The 18,584-nt window shown below is 74.8% G+C and carries 16 protein-coding genes and 2 pseudogenes; 9 read left to right on the plus strand and 9 right to left on the minus strand.

Annotated elements, in window-relative coordinates; translation table 11 throughout:
- Positions 1 to 25: 25 nt before the first annotated feature.
- Both ACFY15_RS28320 and ACFY15_RS28325 read left to right on the plus strand, forming a co-directional pair.
- Complete coding sequence (locus ACFY15_RS28320) at positions 26 to 2,029, plus strand: discoidin domain-containing protein (RefSeq protein WP_390689742.1); 2,004 nt, start codon at positions 26 to 28, stop codon at positions 2,027 to 2,029.
- A 68-nt stretch (positions 2,030 to 2,097) separates the two neighbouring features.
- Positions 2,098 to 2,691 carry a TetR/AcrR family transcriptional regulator gene (locus tag ACFY15_RS28325; protein WP_390689711.1) on the plus strand — a complete coding sequence of 198 codons (594 nt, stop codon included), beginning with the start codon at positions 2,098 to 2,100 and terminating at the stop codon, positions 2,689 to 2,691.
- A 3-nt stretch (positions 2,692 to 2,694) separates the two neighbouring features.
- On the opposite strand, the gene ACFY15_RS28330 is transcribed toward ACFY15_RS28325, so the two are convergent.
- Positions 2,695 to 4,095, minus strand: coding sequence for an NADP-dependent succinic semialdehyde dehydrogenase (locus tag ACFY15_RS28330; protein ID WP_390689710.1), 1,401 nt, complete (start codon positions 4,093 to 4,095; stop codon positions 2,695 to 2,697).
- A gap of 165 nt (positions 4,096 to 4,260) precedes the next feature.
- Between ACFY15_RS28330 and ACFY15_RS28335 the strand changes: the two genes are divergently transcribed.
- Positions 4,261 to 4,884, plus strand: a complete 624-nt coding sequence (locus tag ACFY15_RS28335; RefSeq protein WP_390689709.1) for a hypothetical protein — start codon at positions 4,261 to 4,263, stop codon at positions 4,882 to 4,884.
- Position 4,885: 1 nt separating this feature from the next.
- On the opposite strand, the gene ACFY15_RS28340 is transcribed toward ACFY15_RS28335, so the two are convergent.
- Positions 4,886 to 5,659 carry a LysR substrate-binding domain-containing protein gene (locus ACFY15_RS28340; RefSeq protein WP_390689708.1) on the minus strand — a complete coding sequence of 258 codons (774 nt, stop codon included), beginning with the start codon at positions 5,657 to 5,659 and terminating at the stop codon, positions 4,886 to 4,888.
- A gap of 57 nt (positions 5,660 to 5,716) precedes the next feature.
- Here ACFY15_RS28340 and ACFY15_RS28345 point away from each other — a divergent pair, with 57 nt between their 5' ends.
- Positions 5,717 to 6,121, plus strand: coding sequence for a DUF5997 family protein (locus tag ACFY15_RS28345; protein ID WP_390689707.1), 405 nt, complete (start codon positions 5,717 to 5,719; stop codon positions 6,119 to 6,121).
- A gap of 153 nt (positions 6,122 to 6,274) precedes the next feature.
- Positions 6,275 to 6,875 (plus strand): annotated as a pseudogene (locus ACFY15_RS28350) (DinB family protein).
- A gap of 45 nt (positions 6,876 to 6,920) precedes the next feature.
- Here ACFY15_RS28350 and ACFY15_RS28355 read toward each other — a convergent pair.
- Both ACFY15_RS28355 and ACFY15_RS28360 read right to left on the minus strand, forming a co-directional pair.
- A complete protein-coding gene (locus ACFY15_RS28355) occupies positions 6,921 to 7,604 on the minus strand; it encodes a response regulator (RefSeq protein ID WP_390689706.1) in 684 nt (227 codons plus the stop codon).
- Positions 7,601 to 8,797 (minus strand): sensor histidine kinase, encoded by a 1,197-nt coding sequence (locus tag ACFY15_RS28360; protein WP_390689705.1) that lies wholly within the window; start codon positions 8,795 to 8,797, stop codon positions 7,601 to 7,603. The genes ACFY15_RS28355 and ACFY15_RS28360 overlap by 4 nt, the downstream gene beginning before the upstream one ends.
- Before the next feature lie 204 nt (positions 8,798 to 9,001).
- On the opposite strand from ACFY15_RS28360, the gene ACFY15_RS28365 reads away from it, so the two are divergent.
- Positions 9,002 to 9,937, plus strand: a complete 936-nt coding sequence (locus tag ACFY15_RS28365; protein WP_390689704.1) for an ion transporter — start codon at positions 9,002 to 9,004, stop codon at positions 9,935 to 9,937.
- 169 nt (positions 9,938 to 10,106) lie between these two features.
- Here ACFY15_RS28365 and ACFY15_RS28370 read toward each other — a convergent pair whose 3' ends face one another.
- The 5 genes and pseudogenes from ACFY15_RS28370 to ACFY15_RS28390 all read right to left on the minus strand — a co-directional run bounded on the left by ACFY15_RS28370 (position 10,107) and on the right by ACFY15_RS28390 (position 15,132).
- Positions 10,107 to 10,766 (minus strand): ABC transporter ATP-binding protein, encoded by a 660-nt coding sequence (locus tag ACFY15_RS28370; protein ID WP_390826308.1) that lies wholly within the window; start codon positions 10,764 to 10,766, stop codon positions 10,107 to 10,109.
- Positions 10,759 to 11,742: an ABC transporter ATP-binding protein gene (locus tag ACFY15_RS28375; protein WP_390826309.1), complete on the minus strand. Its 984-nt coding sequence runs from the start codon at positions 11,740 to 11,742 to the stop codon at positions 10,759 to 10,761. The genes ACFY15_RS28370 and ACFY15_RS28375 overlap by 8 nt, the downstream gene beginning before the upstream one ends.
- Positions 11,739 to 12,617 (minus strand): ABC transporter permease, encoded by an 879-nt coding sequence (locus ACFY15_RS28380; protein WP_390689702.1) that lies wholly within the window; start codon positions 12,615 to 12,617, stop codon positions 11,739 to 11,741. Before ACFY15_RS28380 ends, ACFY15_RS28375 begins: the two co-directional genes overlap by 4 nt.
- The gene (locus ACFY15_RS28385) at positions 12,610 to 13,575 is read right to left on the minus strand and encodes an ABC transporter permease (RefSeq protein ID WP_390826336.1); all 966 of its coding nucleotides are present in this window, start codon (positions 13,573 to 13,575) and stop codon (positions 12,610 to 12,612) included. Before ACFY15_RS28385 ends, ACFY15_RS28380 begins: the two co-directional genes overlap by 8 nt.
- Before the next feature lie 32 nt (positions 13,576 to 13,607).
- Positions 13,608 to 15,132, minus strand: a pseudogene (locus tag ACFY15_RS28390) (ABC transporter substrate-binding protein).
- Between ACFY15_RS28390 and ACFY15_RS28395 the strand changes: the two are divergent.
- From ACFY15_RS28395 to ACFY15_RS28405, 3 genes are all read left to right on the plus strand, one after another.
- Complete coding sequence (locus tag ACFY15_RS28395; RefSeq protein WP_390826339.1) at positions 15,068 to 15,271, plus strand: hypothetical protein; 204 nt, start codon at positions 15,068 to 15,070, stop codon at positions 15,269 to 15,271. The pseudogene ACFY15_RS28390 and the gene ACFY15_RS28395 overlap by 65 nt on opposite strands.
- 112 nt (positions 15,272 to 15,383) lie before the next feature.
- On the plus strand, positions 15,384 to 16,358 hold the full coding sequence (locus ACFY15_RS28400; protein ID WP_390826310.1) for a fibronectin type III domain-containing protein: 975 nt from the start codon (positions 15,384 to 15,386) through the stop codon (positions 16,356 to 16,358).
- Between the two features lie 152 nt (positions 16,359 to 16,510).
- Positions 16,511 to 18,547 carry an ATP-binding protein gene (locus tag ACFY15_RS28405; RefSeq protein ID WP_390689699.1) on the plus strand — a complete coding sequence of 679 codons (2,037 nt, stop codon included), beginning with the start codon at positions 16,511 to 16,513 and terminating at the stop codon, positions 18,545 to 18,547.
- Positions 18,548 to 18,584: the final 37 nt, after the last annotated feature.

Consider the following 18,584-nt stretch of genomic DNA (forward strand, 5'->3'; position numbering starts at 1 on the left):
CTCGCTCCTGATCGCCGCGTTCGCGATGGTGCTCGGGCCCGCGCCCGCCTCCCTCGCCGACTCCGCGGCCGATCCCGGCTGGTGGAACCCCACCGCCCGGCCGCAGCCGGACTCCGACATCAACGTGTCCGGGGAACCCTTCAAGGGCACCGACGCCCAGGGCAAGGTCCGCGGCTTCGTCGACGCCCACGACCACCTGATGTCCAACGAGGGCTTCGGCGGCCGGCTGATCTGCGGCAAGCCCTTCTCCGAGATGGGCGTCGCCGACGCCCTCAAGGACTGCCCCGAGCACTACCCCGACGGCACCCTCGCCGTCTTCGACTTCATCACCAAGGGCGGGGACGGCAAGCACGACCCCAACGGCTGGCCCACCTTCAAGGACTGGCCCGCCCACGACTCGCTGACGCACCAGCAGAACTACTACGCCTGGGTCGAACGGGCCTGGCGCGGCGGCCAGCGGGTCCTCGTCAACGACCTCGTCACCAACGGGGTGATCTGCTCGGTCTACTTCTTCAAGGACCGCGGCTGCGACGAGATGACCGCCATCCGCCTGGAGGCGCAGAAGACGTACGACATGCAGGCGTTCATCGACAAGATGTACGGCGGCCCCGGAAAGGGCTGGTTCCGGATCGTCACCGGCTCCGACCAGGCCCGCGAGGTGATCAAGCAGGGCAAGCTGGCCGTCGTCATGGGCGTGGAGACCTCCGAGCCCTTTGGCTGCAAGCAGATCCTCGACGTCGCGCAGTGCTCCAAGGAGGACATCGACCGGGGCCTGGACGAGCTGTACAAGCTGGGCGTGCGCAGCATGTTCCTGTGCCACAAGTTCGACAACGCCCTGTGCGGCGTGCGGTTCGACGAGGGCGCCCTGGGCACCGCGATCAACGTCGGCCAGTTCCTGTCGACCGGGACCTTCTGGAAGACCGAGGAGTGCACCGGCCCGCAGAAGGACAACCCGATCGGCCTGGCCCCCGCTCCCGCGGCGCAGAAGGAGCTCCCGGCGGGCGTGGCGGTGCCCACGTACGCCGCCGGCGCCCGGTGCAACACCCGTGGGCTCACCGAACTCGGCGAGTACGCCGTGCGCGGCATGATGAAGCGCAAGATGATGCTCGAGGTCGACCACATGAGCGTCAAGGCCGCGGGCCGGGCCTTCGACATCCTGGAGTCGGAGTCGTACCCGGGCGTGATCTCCTCGCACAGCTGGATGGACCTCGGCTGGACCGAGCGCCTCTACAAGCTCGGCGGTTTCGCCGCCCAGTACATGAGCGGCTCCGAGGCGTTCAGCGCGGAGGCCAAGCGCACGGACGCGCTCCGCGAGAAGTACCACGTCGGCTACGGCTACGGCACCGACATGAACGGCGTCGGCGGCTGGCCCGGCCCCCGGGGCGCGAACACCCCGAACCCGGTGAAGTACCCCTTCCGCAGCACCGACGGCGGCTCGGTCATCGACCGGCAGACCGCCGGGCAACGCACCTGGGACCTCAACACCGACGGCGCCGCCCACTACGGGCTGGTCCCCGACTGGATCGAGGACATCCGGCTGGTCGGCGGCCAGGACGTGGTCGACGACCTGTTCAAGGGCGCCGAGTCCTACCTCACCACCTGGGGCGCGTCCGAGAAGCACCAGGGCAGCGTCAACCTCGCCACCGGCGCGTCCGCCTCGGCGTCCACCTCGGAGTGGTGGAACCCCTTCGTGGACTACTCCCCCGCCCGGGCCGTGGACGGCGACTCCGGCACCCGCTGGGCCAGCGAGTGGAACGACAACCAGTGGCTGCGCATCGACCTCGGCTCCGCGCACCGCATCGGACGCGTCACCCTGGACTGGGAGCGCGCGTACGGGAAGGCGTACCGGATCGAGGCGTCCACCGACGGCTCGGACTGGCAGACCGTCTGGTCCACGACCGACAGCGACGGTGGCCTGGACACGGCCCGGTTCGACGGCGTGACGGCACGCTACCTCCGCGTCCAGGGGGTCCAGCGCGCCACCCAGTGGGGCTACTCCCTGCACGAGGTCGGCGTCTTCAGCAGCTGAGGCGCGGGGGCCGGCCGGACCGGCCGGCCCCCGCTCCGGCCTCGTGAACGAGAGGGGTTCCCGGTCCCATGGCCCGGATGCCGTCCGCGGAGCGGCGCACACAGCTGACCGAGGCCGCGATCCGCGCCATGACCCGTGACGGCGTCGCCCGCACCACGACCCGGTCGATCGCCGCCGAGGCCGGGGTGTCGCTCAGCGTCTTCCACTACTGCTTCGACTCCAAGCAGGCCCTCCTCGAAGCCGTCATCGAGACGATCACCGCCCACTACATCACGGTGGTCAGGGAGGCGATCCGCCCGAAGCCCACCCTGCGCGAGACGATCCGGGCGGGCTTCCAGGCGTACTGGGACCACGTGTGCGCCCAGCCCGGCGAGCACATGCTGACGTACGAGCTCACCCAGTACGCCCTGCGCCAGCCGGGGTTCGAGCACCTGGCGCGCCGCCAGTACACCCTGTACCGCGACACGTACGAGGAGCTGATCCGGCAGCTGGGCCGCGACACCGGCCTGCGGCCCCGGGTCCCGGTCGGCGTGCTGGCCGGCTACCTGGCCGCGATGACGGACGGGCTGACCCTCGCCCTGCTGGTCCTCGGCGACGAGAAGGCGGCTGCGGGGCTCCTGGACATGATCACCGACCATGTCCAGGGCCTCATGGAGGCGTGACGCTCAGGCCGGATCCGCCGCCTGCCACACGGTGGTGATGTTGCAGAACTCCCGGATGCCGTGCCCGGACAGCTCCCGCCCGTAACCGGACCGCTTGACGCCGCCGAAGGGCAGGGCGGGGTGGGAGGCCGTCATGCCGTTGACGAAGATACCGCCGGCCTCCAGCTCGTGGACGAACCGCTCCAGGTCGTCGCCGTCCCGGGTCCAGACGTTCGAACTCAGGCCGAACGGCGTGTGGTTGGCCCGCTCCACGGCCTCGTCGAGGCTGCCCACCCGGTAGAGGGTGGCGACGGGCCCGAAGGTCTCCTCCAGGTCGATCCGCATCGCCGGGGTGACGTCGGCCAGCACGGTGGGCTCGTAGAACCAGCCGTCCGGGTGCCCGGGCGGGCGCCGGCCCCCGCACAGGACCGTGGCCCCGTGCCGGACGGCGTCGTCGACCAGCTCCTCCACGTCCGCGCGGCCGCCCTCGGTGGCCAGCGGGCCCACGTCCGTGGACTCCTGCATCGGGTCGCCGACGGTCAGTCCCGCCATGCCCTCGGTGAAGAGCCGGGCGAACTCCTCGTAGACGTCGGTGTGCACGATGAACCGCTTGGCGGCGATGCAGGACTGGCCGTTGTTCTGCACCCGCGCCGTCACGGCCGTCTTCGCGGCGCGGGCGATGTCGGCGGAGGGCATCACGATGTACGGGTCGCTGCCGCCGAGTTCCAGGACGGTCTTCTTGACCTCGTCCCCGGCGACCGAGGCCACCGCCCGCCCGGCCGGTTCACTGCCGGTCAGGGTGGCCGCGGCCACCCTGGGGTCGCGCAGGATGCCCTCGACGGGGCCCGACCCGATCAGCAGGGTCTGGAAGCAGCCCCGCGGGAAGCCGGCCCGCTCGAAGAGGCCGCCCAGGTAGAGCGCCGTCTGGGGGACGTTGGAGGAGTGCTTCAGCAGGCCCACGTTCCCGGCCATGAGGGCGGGCGCCGCGAACCGCACGACCTGCCAGAGCGGGAAGTTCCACGGCATGACGGCGAGCACCACCCCGAGGGGCCGGTAGCGCACCCGGACGGACGAGGCCCCCGCGTCGCGGACGTCGGAGTCGGCGGGGTGCTCGTCGGCGAGGAGGCCTTCGGCGTGGGCGGCGTACCAGCGCATCGCCTTGACGCACTTGGCCGCCTCGGCGCGGGCGGCGGCCAGCGGCTTGCCCATCTCGATGGTCATGGTGCGGGCGACGTCCTCGGCCTCGGCCTCCAGGAGGCCGGCCGCGCGGTTCAGCAGCGCGGAGCGTTCGGCGAAGGTGGTCCGCCGGTAGGAGGCGGCCGTGCGCGCGGCCTCGTCCAGGCAGCGCTCGATGCCGTCGGCGTCGAGCGCGTCGAAGGTGCGCAGGGTCTGGCCTGTCGTGGGGTTGACGGTGGCGATGGGCATGGTCCGACCTTCCTGCGGGGGAGTCGCCCCACCGACCCTGCCCGCCCGCTCCCGGCCGCGCAACGCGAGGACCGGCCGCCTGCCGGGACGTTTCCGCGCGGGTCCGCCGCGGCCGCACAATGGGACCAGGAGACCCGGAGGAGCCGGGCGGGAGGCGCACGGACAGTGGACGAGCGGGCACAGGACGAGCCGGAGCGCCGCCGGGAGTGGGCCCGGGACCTGGTGGCGGGTCTCACCGCCGCCGAGGAGGTCGACCGGGCCCTGGCCGCCGCGCTCGACCCGCACCCCGATCTGCAGGCGGAGAACGACGACCGCCGCGCCCGCGCCGTGCACGCGGCCGCGATGGGGCTGGGCCCGGCGGGCTGCGCCGCGGCAGCCGGGATCCCGGAGGCGCTGCTCGCCGGGTGGCGGGGCCAGGACCCCGCCTTCGAGGCCGCACTCGCGGCGGCGACGGCCCTGGCCGCGGCGCACCGGGGGCCGGCGCGGGGGCGGATCGGCGCGCTGGGCCTGCGGCTGTTCCTGCAGTCCGTGGCCCGGGGCGGGCACGTCGGCGCGGCCGCCGCGATCGTCGGCCTGCGCTCCGACCAGCTGCTGCGGCTGCGCCGGGCGAACCCGCTGGTGGCCGCGCTCGTGGACGCGGCCGTCCGGCAGGCGCGGGGGCTGCGCGGCGGCGAGCGCCGGCCGAAGCGCGCTCCCGCCTACCGGCTGGTCACCCTCCGCGAACCGGCGTCCCTCGGGGAGCCGGGCGGTCCGGCGCCGGAAGGCCCGGCCCGGCCGCCGGCGCCGTAGGCTACGGGCGGCGGCGGGGTTTGCCGCGTTTGGGGGCGGCCGCGCCGCCGCGGGTCGGCTTGCCGCCGGACTTCGCCGCCGGCTTCCCGGCTGTCCGGGGCTTGCCGCCCGTCTTCTTCGCCGGGGCGGCCTTGCGCTCCTGCCTGGGCTGCGGGGGCGTGGCCTGGCGGCCGCGCGAACTGTTCACCGTCCGGCCCCGGACGATCCCGATGAAGTCCTCGACCATGTCGGTGGTCTTCTCCTCCGGCCAGGACAGCGCCACCCGGGAGGCGGGCGCGTCCGTCACCGTCCGGTAGGTGAGGTCCTTGCGGTGGTGCAGGCGGGCGAGGGACTGCGGGACGACGAGGACGCCGATGCCGGCGGCCACCAGTTCGATCGCGTCCCCCGTGGTGGCGGGCCGTTCGAACGCCGGCTTGCCGGGCGGGGTCTCCCAGCCCAGGACGTCGTCCAGGGGGTGCAGCACGATCTCGTCGGCCAGGTCCTCGGTGGACACCTCGTCCACGGCGGCCACCACGTGGTCCTTGGGGACCACGACGACGGTGGTCTCGGTGTAGAGCGGGATCGCGCTGAGGTCCGGACCGTCCACGGGCAGCCGGACGAACCCGGCGTCGGCGTCACCGCCGCGCAGCGCGGCGAACGCCTCGCCGGCGGTCACGCCGACCAGGGTCAGCGGGATGTCGGGCAGCCGCTCGTTCCAGATCCGCACCCACTTGGTGGGTGTGACTCCCGGGACGTAGGCGAGCCGGAAGGAAGGGGATGCATCCGAGCCTGTCACCCCGCAAGGTTACCGGGCGTGGTCGGAGACCGCGCACATGCTCGATACCCTTGGAGCATGACGTCGCACCAGAGCACCCAGACGATGAAGCCCGCGACCGCGGCGAAGAAGCTGGGTGTGTACCTCGAGGCCACCCCCGCAGAGTTCCAGGAGGGCGTGGTCTCGCGCGCCGAGCTGAACGCACTCCAGGCCGAGCCGCCCGCCTGGCTGGTGGAGCTGCGGCGCAACGGACCGCACCCGCGCCCGGTGGTCGCCTCGAAGCTGGGCGTCTCCATCGCCGGCCTCGCGCGCGGCGGGATCACGGAGGCGCTCACCACCGAGCAGATCGAGGCCCTGAAGCAGGACAACCCGGAGTGGCTGCAGAAGGAGCGCGCCACCCAGGCAGAGGTCCGCAAGGAGGCCGTGCGCATCAAGGAGAAGCGGGCGGAGAAGGCGGAGAAGGACGCGCAGAAGCGTTCCTGATTTCCTCCCCGCGCGTACGACGGCCGGGCCGGGTCCCCGAGGGACCCGGCCCGGCCGTCTTCGCGTCCGCGGGGACCGTCAGCCGGCGTGGGCGTGGGGGCGGCGGCCCGAAGACCGGATGGCCGACGGTCCTCCGCCCGGCAGACTCGCCCCATGACCGGACCTGATCCCAAAGAAGACCTGCGGGTGTACCTCCAGGACGCCCGCGAGGCCCTCCTGTGGAAGCTCGAAGGGCTCGGCGAGTACGACGTGCGCCGCCCCCTGACCCCCACCGGCACCAACCTGCTGGGCCTGGTCAAGCACCTGCCGAGTGCCGAGGTCCTCTACTTCGGCGCGACCTTCGGCAGGCCGTTCGAGGCGCCGGGGCTGTGGATCACGGGAGCCGCCGATCCCAACGCGGACCTGTGGGCCAACCCCGGAGGAGTCACGCGAGCAGATCACGGGGCTCTACCGCACCGTGTGGGCCCACTCCGACCGGACGATCGAGTCGCTGGACCTCGGCTCCGTCGGCCGGGTGGCGTGGGGGACCCGGAACGAGACCACCCTGCACCGGAGCCTGGTGCACATGATCGCCGAGACCGGGCGGCACGCCGGGCACGCCGACATCGTCCGCGAACTCGTGGACGCCGCCACGGGGCTGCGCGTCGACGGCGCGTGCACACCCCCCGGCGACACGGCCTGGTGGCGGGAGCACCGCGACCGGGTGGAGTGGGCGGCCCGGGAGGCCGGCCGCGCCGACGGCTCCGCGCCCTGAGCCCGGGCCCCTCCGGCCCAGGCCCGCTCGGCCCGCTCGGCCCGCTCAGCCTGCCGGGGAGACCAGCCCCATCTCGTACGCCGTGATCACCAGCTGGACCCGGTCGCGGGCGCCCAGCTTGGCGAACAGCCGTGCCACATGGGCCTTGGCGGTGGCGACGGAGATGAACAGCTCCTCGGCGATCTCCTGGTTCGACCGGCCCCTGCCGACCAGCGTGAGGACCTCGCGTTCCCGGTCGGTGATGCCCGCCCCCGCCCAAGGGGCCCGTCCCGGCGTGCGCTCCGCACCGGGGCCGGGGCCGCGGACGAAGTCCGCGATCAGGCGGCGGGTGACGCCCGGGGCGATCAGTGCGTCCCCGGCGGCGACCACGCGGATCGCCGCGAGGATGTCCTCCAAAGCCATGTCCTTGACCGCGAAGCCGCTCGCGCCCGCGCGCAGCGCCCCGTAGACGTGTTCGTCCTCGTCGAAGGTGGTCAGCACCAGCACCCGGGGCGCGGCCGGTCCGCCGGTGATCCGGCGGGTGGCCTCGATGCCGTCCATGCCGGGCATCCGGATGTCCATCACCACCACGTCGGGTCCGTGCGCGGCGGCCCGTTCGACGGCCTCCTCGCCCGTGCCGGCCTCGGCCACCACCTCCAGGTCGGCGGTCTCGCCGATGAGCACCCGCAGCCCGGAGCGGACCAGCGGCTGGTCGTCGACGAGCAGGACGCGGACCGGCGCCGGCGTCACGGCCCCTCCAGCGGGTCGGCGGCGGGCAGCGGGAGTTCCGCCGCGACCCGGAATCCGCCCTCGGGGCGGGGGCCGGCGCTGAAGCGGCCGTGGAGCAGGCCGACCCTCTCGTACATGCCGGTGATCCCGAAGCCGGGCCGGCCGGGGCGCACGGCCGCTCCCCCGCCGTCGTCGACGACCTCCACACGCAGCTCCTCCTCCCCGAAGTCCACGGTCACCCGGGCCCGGGCGCGGCCGCCCGCGTGCCGGACGACGTTGGTGAGGGCCTCCTGCACGATGCGGTGGACGGCCAGGTCGATGTCCGGGGGCAGCCGGCGCGGCTCGCCGGTCCGGCACACGTCCACGGTGACGCCCGAGCCGGTGAGGGAGGCCGCGAGGGCGTCGAGGTCGGCGACTCCGGGCGCGGGCCCCGTCGGGGCGGGGCCCGCGTCCTGCTCGGGCTCGGCCCGGCGCAGGGCGACCAGGGTCCGGCGCAGGCCCGCGAGGGTCTCCCGGCTGGTGCTCTCGATGGCGCCGAGCGCGCTGCGCGCCTCCTCGGGCCGGGTCCCGATGACCCGGCTGCCCACCCCCGCCTGGATGGCGATGACCCCGATGCTGTGGGCGACCATGTCGTGCAGCTCGCGGGCGATGCGCAGGCGTTCGGCGGTCACCGCCTCGGTCACCGCCCTGGCCCGCAGTTCCCCGGCGTGGACGCGCCGCTGGCGCACCAGCAGGCCGGCCATGCAGCAGGTGCAGAGGGCCAGGACCGAGATCAGCAGCGCGCCGACGAGGGTGGAACCGGGCGCGAGCAGTCCGACGGCCAGGACCTGCACCACCGCGACGGCGGTGCCGGCGGCGATCGCCTGCCGTCGGGGGCGCGCGGCCACGACGAGGCCGAGGACGAGGTCCACGGGGAGGTAGACGAGCAGCCGGTCCGGTCCGTGGGGCCCCACGGACCCGAAGGCGACGAGCGTGCCGGCGAGGACGGTCAGGGCCAGCGCCGCCAGGGTCCGGCGCCGGAGCAGCCCGGCCAGCAGGCTCAGCGCGAGCAGGAGCACGGCCGCCGCCACCGGCCCGGTGTTCTGGGGGCCGGAGCCGAGGAGCAGTCCGGCGGTGAGGAGGTGGAGGACGGCTCCGCCCCCGTCGATGAGGGCGGTCCGCGCCCGCCCTCCCGTGTCCGTTCCATGTGGCGCTCGCAGCGCTGTCGTGTTCATGCCTTGACCGTAACGACCGCGCTCCGTACGGACATCGGCCCGCGGGCTTACGCCCCCGGGCGGGTCCGCAGCGGGCCGCAGCAGCTGAAACCCGTTCGGCCGCGGGGCGTTAGAAGGGCGGACCGGCTCGTGCGCCCGCGCCGCGCGCCGGTCCGCCGGACGCCGGTCCGGGCGGTACGCGCGAGCACGAGTACGAGGAGCGAGATGACGGACACCACACAGGCCGGGTCCGGCCGCAGGAGACTTGCAGCCCGCTGCCGGGGGATCACCGAGGCCCCCTCGTTCGGCATGGGCGTGTTCATCGTGATCCTGGTCAACGCGGGACTGATGGGGGCGGAGACGTACAGCGGCCTGGCCGCTTCGCAGGGCCGGCTGCTGCAACTGGCGGAGGACGGCTGCCTCGTCCTGTTCACCCTGGAGATGGTGCTGCGCCTGGGCTCCTACGCCGACCGGCCGAAAGCATTCTTCCGGGACCCCTGGAACATCTTCGACCTGCTGATCGTGGCCTCGGCCTTCCTGCCGTTCCTGCGCTCGAACACCACCGTGCTGCGGCTGCTGCGCCTGGCCCGCGTGCTGCGCACCGCCCGCTTCCTCCCGCACCTGCGCATCCTGCTGCTCGCGGTGGGGCGCAGCCTGCCGGGCACGGCGAGCTTCCTGTTCGTCGGCGCACTGGTGGTGTACGTGTACGCGATGGTCGGCTGGGTCTGCTTCGCCCACTCCGACCCGCAGCACTACGGCTCGATCGGCCGGGCCGCGCTCACCCTGTTCCTGCTGACCACCCTGGACGGGCTGACGGACGCCGTCCGGGCCGGGCTGGAGATCTCCCGGTTCAGCATCCTCTACTACGCCTCGTACGCGCTGCTCGCCTCGTTCGTGCTGGTCAACGTACTGATCGGGGTGGTCCTCAACTCCCTCGACGAGGCCCGGGAGATGGAGGAGGCCGACGCCAGGGCGCGCGAGCGGGCGCAGCGGGACACGGACGCCGCCGACGAGGTCCGGGACCGGATCGCCGCGGCCCGCCTGGCCCTGGACGACCTGGAGGCCAGCCTCGACCTCGTGCGGTCCGCTCCCCCGGCCGCACCCGGGCCGCGGGACCCGCAGGAGCGCGAGCCCGGGCGCCGGCTGGAGTCCGCCGTATAGCGCGCGGCGCCCCGGGTCCCCGCCCCTCCTCGGGCGGGGGCCCGGCCGGCGTCCGCGTCAGCCGCCGCCGCGGACCGCGACGATGCCGTTGGACACGCCGACGTACGCCGTTCCGTCGGGTCCGAGGGTGATCGGCGCCCAGTCGGATTCATGAAGGCGCAACAGTCGGTCAACCGCGGGCGATGTCGCTCCAGTGCACCGTGCGGTCGCACCAGCGGCCGAGCAGCACCGGATCGTGCCCGACGGCCAGCAGGCCAGCTCCGCTCTCCCTCCGGTACTCCTCGACCACGCCGACCAGCGCGGCCGTGGTGGAGGCGTCGAGCATCGCCGTCATCTCGTCGCAGACCAGCCAGCGCGGCCGCAGCACCAGCGCCCGCGCCAGACAGGCGCGCTGGAGCTGGCCGTCGCTGACCTCGTGGGGGTGACGGCCGAGGAGGTCCGCCCCGAGGCCGACCCGTTCGGCCAGGGCGTCCACCGCCGCGGCCGCCTCCGCGCGCCGGCCCGTGGCGCGGAGCGGTTCCGCGACGAGGTCGCGCAGCCTGAGGCGGGGGTCCGCCGAGAGCCGGGGCTGCCGGAAGACGACGCCGACGGCGGTGCGCAGCGAGCGCGGGGCCCGGTGCCGGAAGCCGGGCACCGCGCGGCCGTCGAGGACCACCGTCCCGCGGTCGGGCCGGTGCAGCAGGGCGGCGACGCGGGCCAGGGTGGACTTGCCGCAGCCGCTGGGCCCGAGCAGGCCGAGGGCCTCGCCGGGGCGCAGGACGAGGTGGGCGTCGCGGACGACGGGGCCGCGGCGGTCGTAGCCGGTGGTGATGCCCCTCAGCTCAAGCACGGTGGCAGGCCGCCCCTTCGGTGAGCGTCGGCCGGACGGTCCGGCAGGTGGCGTCGGCGAGGGCGCAGCGGGCGGCGAAGGCGCAGCCGGGCGGCAGGTCGCCGAGCTCGGGCGGGGCACCCGGGATCGGGGTGAAGGAGCGTTCGGGCAAGGCGTCGAGCAGCCCGCGGGAGTAGGGGTGGCGGGGGCCGGGTCCGTCGAAGAAGGCTGCGGCGGGGGCGAGTTCGACGATCCGGCCGGCGTACATGACGGCGACCGTGTCCGCGACGCGCCGGGCGGCGGCCAGGTCGTGGGTGATCATCAGCAGGGCGCGGCCGGCGTCCCGGGTGTGGGCGCGCAGCTGGTCGGCGGTGCGCTCGACGAGGTCCCGGTCGAGGCCGGTGGTCGGCTCGTCGGCGAGCAGCAGGGGGGCGTCCCCGACGAGGGCGAGGGCGGTGGCGGCGCGCTGGGCGAGGCCGCCGGAGAGCTGGTGGGGGTGGCGGTCGAGGTGGTCGGCGGGGAAGGCGGTCCGGGCTGCGGCGGCTTCGGCCGCCTCCGCGACTCCGCGCCGGGAGCGGATGCCGGTGAGTTCCCGGACGGTCTCCTCCAGCTGGGAGCGGACGGTGCGGACGGGGGTGAGGTGCGCGGCGGGGCTCTGCGGGACCAGGCCCACGCGCCGGCCCCGTACCGTGCGGGCCAGGGTGTCCTCGTCGGCGGCGAGCAGGTCGAGTCCGTCGGCGAGGAAGGCGGAGCCGGTGGTCTCGGCGTTGCCGGGCAGCAGCCCGAGCAGGGCGGAGGCCAGCACGGACTTCCCGCAGCCGCTCTCGCCGACGAGCACGAGGCACTCCCCCGCCCCCAGCCGGAAGCCGGCGTCGGTGACGGCTTCCACGTACCGGCCCCCGGCCGTGCGGAACCGCACGGAGAGCCCGTCGACGCGCAGCACGCACGCCTCGTCGGCCTCGGGCGCGCGGGGCGGTGCGGGGTCGCGGCGGGTCACAGGGTCGCCTCCGTGCTTCGGCGGGGGTTGAGGCGGTCGCGCCAGGCGCCCGCGAGACCGGCGACGGCGAGGGTGGGGAGGATCAGCAGCAGGCCCGGGAAGAGCGTGGGCCACCAGTCGCCGGCCAGGAGCGAGCCGCGGCCGCCCTGCACGAGGGTGCCGAGGCTGGCCTGGTGGGCGGGCAGGCCGAGGCCGAGGAAGGACAGGGCGGACTCGTGCCACATGGCGTGCGGGACCATCAGCACCGCCGCCAGCCCGGCCTGCGGCAGCACTCCGGGCAGCAGGTGCCGGACGGCGACCCGCCACCGCGAGGCCCCGCCGGAGACGGCCGCGTCCACGTACGGCCGGCCGCGCAGGGAGAGGATCTCGGCGCGCACGATCCGGGCGGTGGACAGCCAGTGGGTGACCGCCACCGAGGCCACCACCGGCCAGACGCCGGGCCGGAAGAGGGCGACGACGAACACGCCGAGCAGCAGGTGCGGGACGGACGAGAGGGTGTCGACGGCCCGCATCAGGAGCCGGTCGGTCCAGCCGCCCAGGGCCCCGGCGGCCGCGCCGACGGCCGTGCCGATCACGGTGGCGGTGAGCGCGGCGACCAGGCCGACCAGCAGCGAGACGCGCAGCCCGTAGACGCAGCGCAGCAGCAGGTCCCGGCCCACGTCGTCGGTCCCGAAGGGGTGTGCCCAGGAGGGCGGCAGCAGTTTCGCGGAGAAGTCGACGGCCTGCTGGTCGAGCAGGACCAGCGGGGGCACCACCAGCACGGCCAGGGCCGTCGGCAGCGCCACGGCGGCCGAGGCGCGTACCCGCAGGGCGCGGGTGGAGCGGCGGCCGGGACCGTGCGTCCGCCAGACCACCGGGGTTCCGGGGTCAGCCATCGAATCCCACCCTCGGGTCCGCGAGCCCGTACAGCAGGTCGGACAGCAGGTTGCCGGCCAGGACCGCGGCCGTGGCCAGGACGGTCAGCGCGGCCAGCAGCGGGAAGTCCACCGAGGTGGCGGCCTGCACGGTGGCGGCGGCGATGCCGGGCCAGCTGAAGACGGTCTCCACGAGGAGGGCGCCGGTGATCAGCTCGGGCACCCGGGAGCCGATGAGGGTCAGCATCGGGAGCATCCCGGAGCGCAGGGCGTGCCCGAGCAGGACCCGGCGCTGTGACAGTCCCCGCGCGCGGGCCCCGCGTACGGGGTCCTCGTCCAGGGCGTCGGCGACCCCCTGGCGCACGTAGAGGAAGAACCAGGGCAGCTGGGAGGTCCCGAGCACCAGCGCGGGCAGCACCAGGTGGGAGGCGACCTGGCCGGGGGTGACCGTGTCGGCGGCCGCGTCGGTGAGTCCGCCGGAGGGCAGCACGCCCAGCCGTACGGAGAACAGCCAGACGGCCAGGAGCCCGAGCCAGTAGGCCGGGGCCGCCTCCAGGGTGTACGCGAGGCCGCTCACGGTCCGGTCCAGCGGTCCGCCCCGGCGGCGGGCGGCGAGTACACCGAGGCCCGTGCCGACGAGGACGGCCACGGCGAAGGCGCAGCCGGCGAGCAGCGCGGACCAGCCGAGGCGCTCGGCGATGGCGTCGGCGACGGGCCGGCGCAAGGCGGCGGAGTCGCCGAGATCGCCGGTGAGCGCGGAGGTGAGCCACTCCCACCAGCGGGCGAGGAGCGGGCGGTCGACGCCCAGGTTGGCGCGCAGCCGGTCGAGTTCGGCCCCGGAGGCGGTGAGTCCGGCGGTGCCGGCGTAGGCCTTGACGGGGTCGAAGGGGGAGAGTCCGGCGACGGTGAAGACGCCGAGGGTGACGGCGAGCAGGACCGGGACGGCGGCCAGCAGCCGCCGCCCGGCCATGCGCCCCATGGGCCCCCACGGCAGGTTCGGGAGGCGGGGGGTCACTTCTGCTTCGGCTTCCAGGTCTCCACGTTCCACCACGGGCCGGAGCCGAGGCCGTGGTCGTGCGGCTCGACCTGGGTGGACGGGCCCTCCCACCGGTCGCCCAGGACGTAGAGGTGGTCGATGTGGGTGAGGAAGACGTAGCCGGGGTCCCGGGCGAGCTCGCGCTGCACGGTGTCGTAGGCGGCCTTGCGGGCGGCCGGGTCGCCGCCGGTGCGGCCGTCGGCGACGGCGCGGTCGACGGCCGGGTTGTCGTACCGGGCCATGTTGTTGAAGCCGTCGCCGGCGAGGGAGGAGGTCAGCAGCTGGTACTGGTCGAAGTCGGGGTCGGCCGGGGAGCCGCCGCCCGCGAGGACGGCGGCGGTCTTCATCCGGGGCTCGATGACCTCCCAGGTCCCGGCCTCGGTCCTGACCTCGATGCCCGCCTTCTTCGCGTCGGAGGCGAAGGCGAGCGCGTGGTGCTGGCGGATCTTGTCGCCGGAGGTGTACCAGAGCGGGAAGGAGGCGCGGACCCCGTCCTTGGCGCGGATGCCGTCCTCGCCGGTCTTCCAGCCGGCCTCGTCGAGGATCCGCCCGGCGCGGCCGGGGTCGTACGGGCGCTCGGTGCCGGGGGCGAACCAGGGGCTGTCGGTGGGGACCGGGCCGTAGGCGGCCTTGCCGGCGCCGTCCAGCAGGGTGTCGACCATGGCCCTGCGGTCGACGGCGAGGTCGAGCGCCCGGCGGACCGCCACGTCTCCGGTGACCGGGTGGTGGGTCGGGAGGGTGACGTTGCGGTAGTCGAAGCTCCTGGCCGTGTGGATCCTCCTGGTGCGGTCCTTCTCGAAGCCGCGGGCGAGGTTGGGGGGGCAGGACGGCCCCGTCGAGCTCGCCGGAGCGCAGCCGGGTGGCGCGGACGTCGTCGTCCTTGACGACGGCCATGGTGAGCTTCTTCACGGCGGGCTCGCCGCCCCAGTAGCCGGGGTTGGCCTTGAAGCTGAGCTTCTCGCCCCGGGACCAGCCGGTGAGGACGTAGGGGCCGGTGCCCACCGGCCTGGTGGTGAACTCGCCGCTGTTGACGTCCTGCGGGCCCGCGACGTGCTCGGGGGCGATGGGCAGGACGGTCCGCTCGGCGAAGGGGGCGTAGGGGTACTTGAGGGTGAAGACCACCCGGTCCGCCCCCTGGGCCGCGACGCTCTCGATCGCGTCCAGCTCGGTCCTGGAGGGGTTGTTGGTCTTCGGGTCGAGGATGGTGCGGTAGGTGAACTCGACGTCCTCGGCGGAGAAGGGCTCTCCGTCGCTGAACTTCACGCCCCGGCGCAGGCTGTAGGTGTAGGTGCGGCCGTCGGCGGAGACCTGCGGCAGTGCCTCGGCGAGCGCGGGCCTGAGCTTCATGTCCGCGTCGTGGGCGAGGAGTCCGTCGAAGACCTTGGAGTTGCCGTCCTTGCCGTAGCCGAGCAGCGGGCTGAGGGTCTCCGGTTCGGTGGCGATGGCGACGACGGCGGTGTCGGCCGGGGCGGGGGCCGAGGGGTTCGAGCAGGCCGTCACGCCCGCGATGAGTGCGGCGGTGAACGCCGCGCCCGCGGCTCCCCGTACGGTCCGGGCCGTCACGCTGTGCACATCCCTGTTCAAGATCATCCGTTATTGCAAACTGATCGCAATAATGCCAGACGAGATCAGAAAGTGACGAACCCGGCCATACGGACGCCGATTCCCGGCCACCGGGGGCTTGTCCGGCCGCCCCACCCGTGCCATACATGTCTGGACCTTTACGAGAGCACGTACGAGGAAGGCACCCCGTGCGACCCATCACGGCCCCGCGCCGCGCCGGGACGGCCCGCGCCGGCCTCGCCCTCTGCCTGGCCGCCGCGCTGACGGCGTGCGGCGCCGACGGGGACACCCGTCCTCCGCACGCCCCCGGCGGGCTCACCGCCCAGGCGGGCAGCGCCACTTCGGTCCACGTGATGTGGGGGACGGCCCCGCCCGCCGACGGGGTCACCGGCTACCAGGTCTTCCAGAGCGGCCGGCTCGTCCGGGAACTCCCCGCCGAGAAGACCATGGTGGACGTCACCGGCCTCGCCCCGCAGACCGCCTACGCGTTCACGGTCCGGGCCAGGGACGCCGCCGGGAACCGCTCCGCCCCGAGCGCCGCCGCGCGGGTCACCACCCCCGCCGCCCGGGCCGAGGACCACCTGCCGCCCACCGCGCCGCCCACCACCGCCGCCCGCCCCGAGGGCCCCCGGGCGGTCCGCCTGGAGTGGACCCCCGCGACGGACGACACGGGCGTGACGGCGTACGACGTCTACCAGGGCGGGGTCCGGATCCACACGACCGGCGGCTCCGAGGGCTCCACCACCCTCACCGGGCTCCAGCCGGGCACCGCCTACTCCTTCACCGTCCGGGCCCGCGACGGCTCCGACAACAGCTCCCCCGACGGGCCGGCGGTGGCCGTGACCACCCCCGGTGATCCCGCCCGGGGCCCCGGAACCGCGCCCGGCGGCTTCACGGCCACCGCCTCCCCCGGCACCGTCGACCTGGGCTGGAGCGCCCCGGACACGGGCCGTGAGACGGCCGAGTACCAGCTCTACGTCAACGACCGGCCCGTCACGGTCATCCAGTTCGGCGCCGGAGCCGTACCGCGGGGACGGGCCTCCTACCGGCTCACCACCACCGAGCCGGCCGGGACCGCCTGGACCCTGAAACTCCGCGCCCGCCTGCCCGACGGCACCTGGGGGGCCTTCTCCGAGGAACGCCGGATCACCCTCCCCGGCTGACGGCCGCCGGCCGGCCCGCCGGCACCGATCCGGGCCGAACGGCACGCCCCGCAAAGAAGATCGCGCACAATACATCCGTGTTCGGTGAGTACTCGGTCAACCACGGTCAGGCAGGTGCCGCCGACGGCGGCGATACGTCAGAATCTGGCGCCGTGCCGGGAAACCTACCGCCGGAAACGGCGAGCTTCTTCGGCCGCGAGGCCGAACTCGACCGCCTCGACGGCCTGCTGGACCAGCGAAGACTGGTCACCCTGACCGGGGTCGGCGGAGTCGGCAAGTCCCGGCTCGCCCTGCGGGCCGCCGCCCGCCCCGGCCGGTTCCGGCCCGACGGGGTCTGGTGGGTGGAGCTCTCCCCGCTGCGCGACCCCGGACTCCTGACCACCACCCTCGCCCACGCCCTCGGCCTGGCCATCGGCGCCGCTCCCCACGCCGCGCAGTCCCTCGACGAGGAGCTGTGCGCGTGGATGGCCGACAAGACGCTGCTCATCGTCCTCGACACCTGCGAGCACCTGGTCACCCCCGTCCGGCACCTGGTGGGTGAACTCCTGCAGTCCGCACCCGGACTGACGGTGCTGGTCACCTCCCGCGAGCGGCTGGGCTCCCCCGGCGAGACCGTCCTGGAGGTCCGCCCGCTGCCCTGCGAGGGCCCCGACAGCGACGCCCTCGCCCTCTTCCGGGCCCGCGCCCTGGCCGCCGCCCCGCAGGCCGCCGCCGCCCTCGCCGACCCCGTCCGTGCGGCCCTCGCGGCCGAGGTCTGCCGCCGCCTCGACGGCATCCCGCTCGCGCTGGAGCTGGCCGGGGCCCGGCTGCGGCTGTGGACGCTGGAGCGGATGGCCCAGCTGCTGGGCGCACGCTTCGAGGTGCTCTCGGACACCACCGGCGCCGCCCTGCCGGCCCGGCACCGGACCCTGCGGACCGCGATCGGCTGGAGCCACGAGCTGTGCGAGCCGCTGGAACGGCTGCTGTGGGCCCGGCTGTCGGTGTTCGCCGGGGACTTCGACGCGGCCGCCGCCCGGACGGTGTGCGCCGGCGGACCGCTGCCCGCGGCGCGGGTGGAACGGCTGCTGGAGGGGCTGGTCGCGAAGTCCGTCGTGCGCCGGTCCCGGGAGCGGGGGGCGGGGGCCCGCTACCGGATGCTGGACACCATCCGCGAGTTCGGCCACGACTGGCTGGAGGAGCTGGACGAGGTGGGGGCCGTCGCCGACCGTCACGCCCACTGGTACGCCGCCCTCGCCCGGGCCGCCGAACAGGGGTGGATGGGGCCGGGGCAGGTGGACTGGTACCGCAGGATGAGCTCCGAGCACGCACAACTGCGCACCGCGCTGGAACACCTCCTGGGGACCGACCCCGACGCGGCCCTGGAGATGGCCGGGGCCCTGTGGTTCTTCTGGTTCTCCTGCGGCCACCTCCAGGAGGGCCGGGGCTTCCTGGAGCGGGCCCTGGCCCAGGTCCCGCCGACGGGGGCCGCGCACGCCCAGGCGCTGTGGGCGCTCGGGCTGACGATGCTGCTCCAGGGCGACCTGGGGGCGGCCCGGCTGACGGGCCTCGCCTGCGTGCGGGCCGCGGACGGGCTCGGCGATCCGGAGGGGCGCCAGCGCGCCGCCTACCTGCGGTCGGTGTCCCTCCTGATGCCGGGCGACCCGGCGCGGGCGCTCGCGCTGGCGGGACCCCGGGCGCGGGCGGGCCGCGGCGGGACCGGAGGCGGCGCGGGGCGGCTGCTGTGCCAGCTGGTGAGCTCGTACGCCCTGTGCGACCTGGGGCGCTTCGAGGAGGCCGCCGAGGAGGCCCGTGGGCTGCGCGAGGCCTGCGTGGAGCTGGGCGAGCGCTGGCTGCGGGCGTACGCGGACTACGTGCTGGCCTTCGCGGCGCTCGGGCTCGGCCAGCACGGGGAGGCCGCCCGGCACGTACGGGCGATGCTCTCGGGAAAGCGGCTGCTGAACGACCGCTTCGGCATCGCGATCGGGCTGGACATGCTGGCGGCGGCGGTGGCGGCCCTGGGCGACGGGGAACTGGCCGCGCGGCTGCTGGGCACGGGGCACGCCTGGTGGCGGACGGTGGGGCGGCCGCAGATGGGCTCGCCCTCCCTGACGGCCCTGAGGGACCAGGGGGAACGGCAGGCCAGGGCGGCGATCGGCGACGCGGCGTACGAGACCGCGTTCCGGGGCGGCGCGGGGGCGCCCACCGGCTGAGAGGCGGCCGGTGGACGCCGTAAGGCGAGGGCTCCCG

The organism is Streptomyces sp. NPDC001373 (genome assembly GCF_042895815.1).
Lineage (GTDB): Bacteria > Actinomycetota > Actinomycetes > Streptomycetales > Streptomycetaceae > Streptomyces.

Coding starts and splice junctions, on each gene's coding strand:
- ACFY15_RS28325 (WP_390689711.1), top strand. CDS start 2,098: ATGGCCCGGATGCCGTCCGCGGAGCGGCGCACACAGCTGACCGAGGCC.
- ACFY15_RS28380 (WP_390689702.1), bottom strand. CDS start 12,617: ATGGCTGACCCCGGAACCCCGGTGGTCTGGCGGACGCACGGTCCCGGC.
- ACFY15_RS28330 (WP_390689710.1), bottom strand. CDS start 4,095: ATGCCCATCGCCACCGTCAACCCCACGACAGGCCAGACCCTGCGCACC.
- ACFY15_RS28365 (WP_390689704.1), top strand. CDS start 9,002: ATGACGGACACCACACAGGCCGGGTCCGGCCGCAGGAGACTTGCAGCC.
- ACFY15_RS28360 (WP_390689705.1), bottom strand. CDS start 8,797: ATGAACACGACAGCGCTGCGAGCGCCACATGGAACGGACACGGGAGGG.
- ACFY15_RS28385 (WP_390826336.1), bottom strand. CDS start 13,575: ATGGGGCGCATGGCCGGGCGGCGGCTGCTGGCCGCCGTCCCGGTCCTG.
- ACFY15_RS28320 (WP_390689742.1), top strand. CDS start 26: ATGGTGCTCGGGCCCGCGCCCGCCTCCCTCGCCGACTCCGCGGCCGAT.
- ACFY15_RS28345 (WP_390689707.1), top strand. CDS start 5,717: ATGACGTCGCACCAGAGCACCCAGACGATGAAGCCCGCGACCGCGGCG.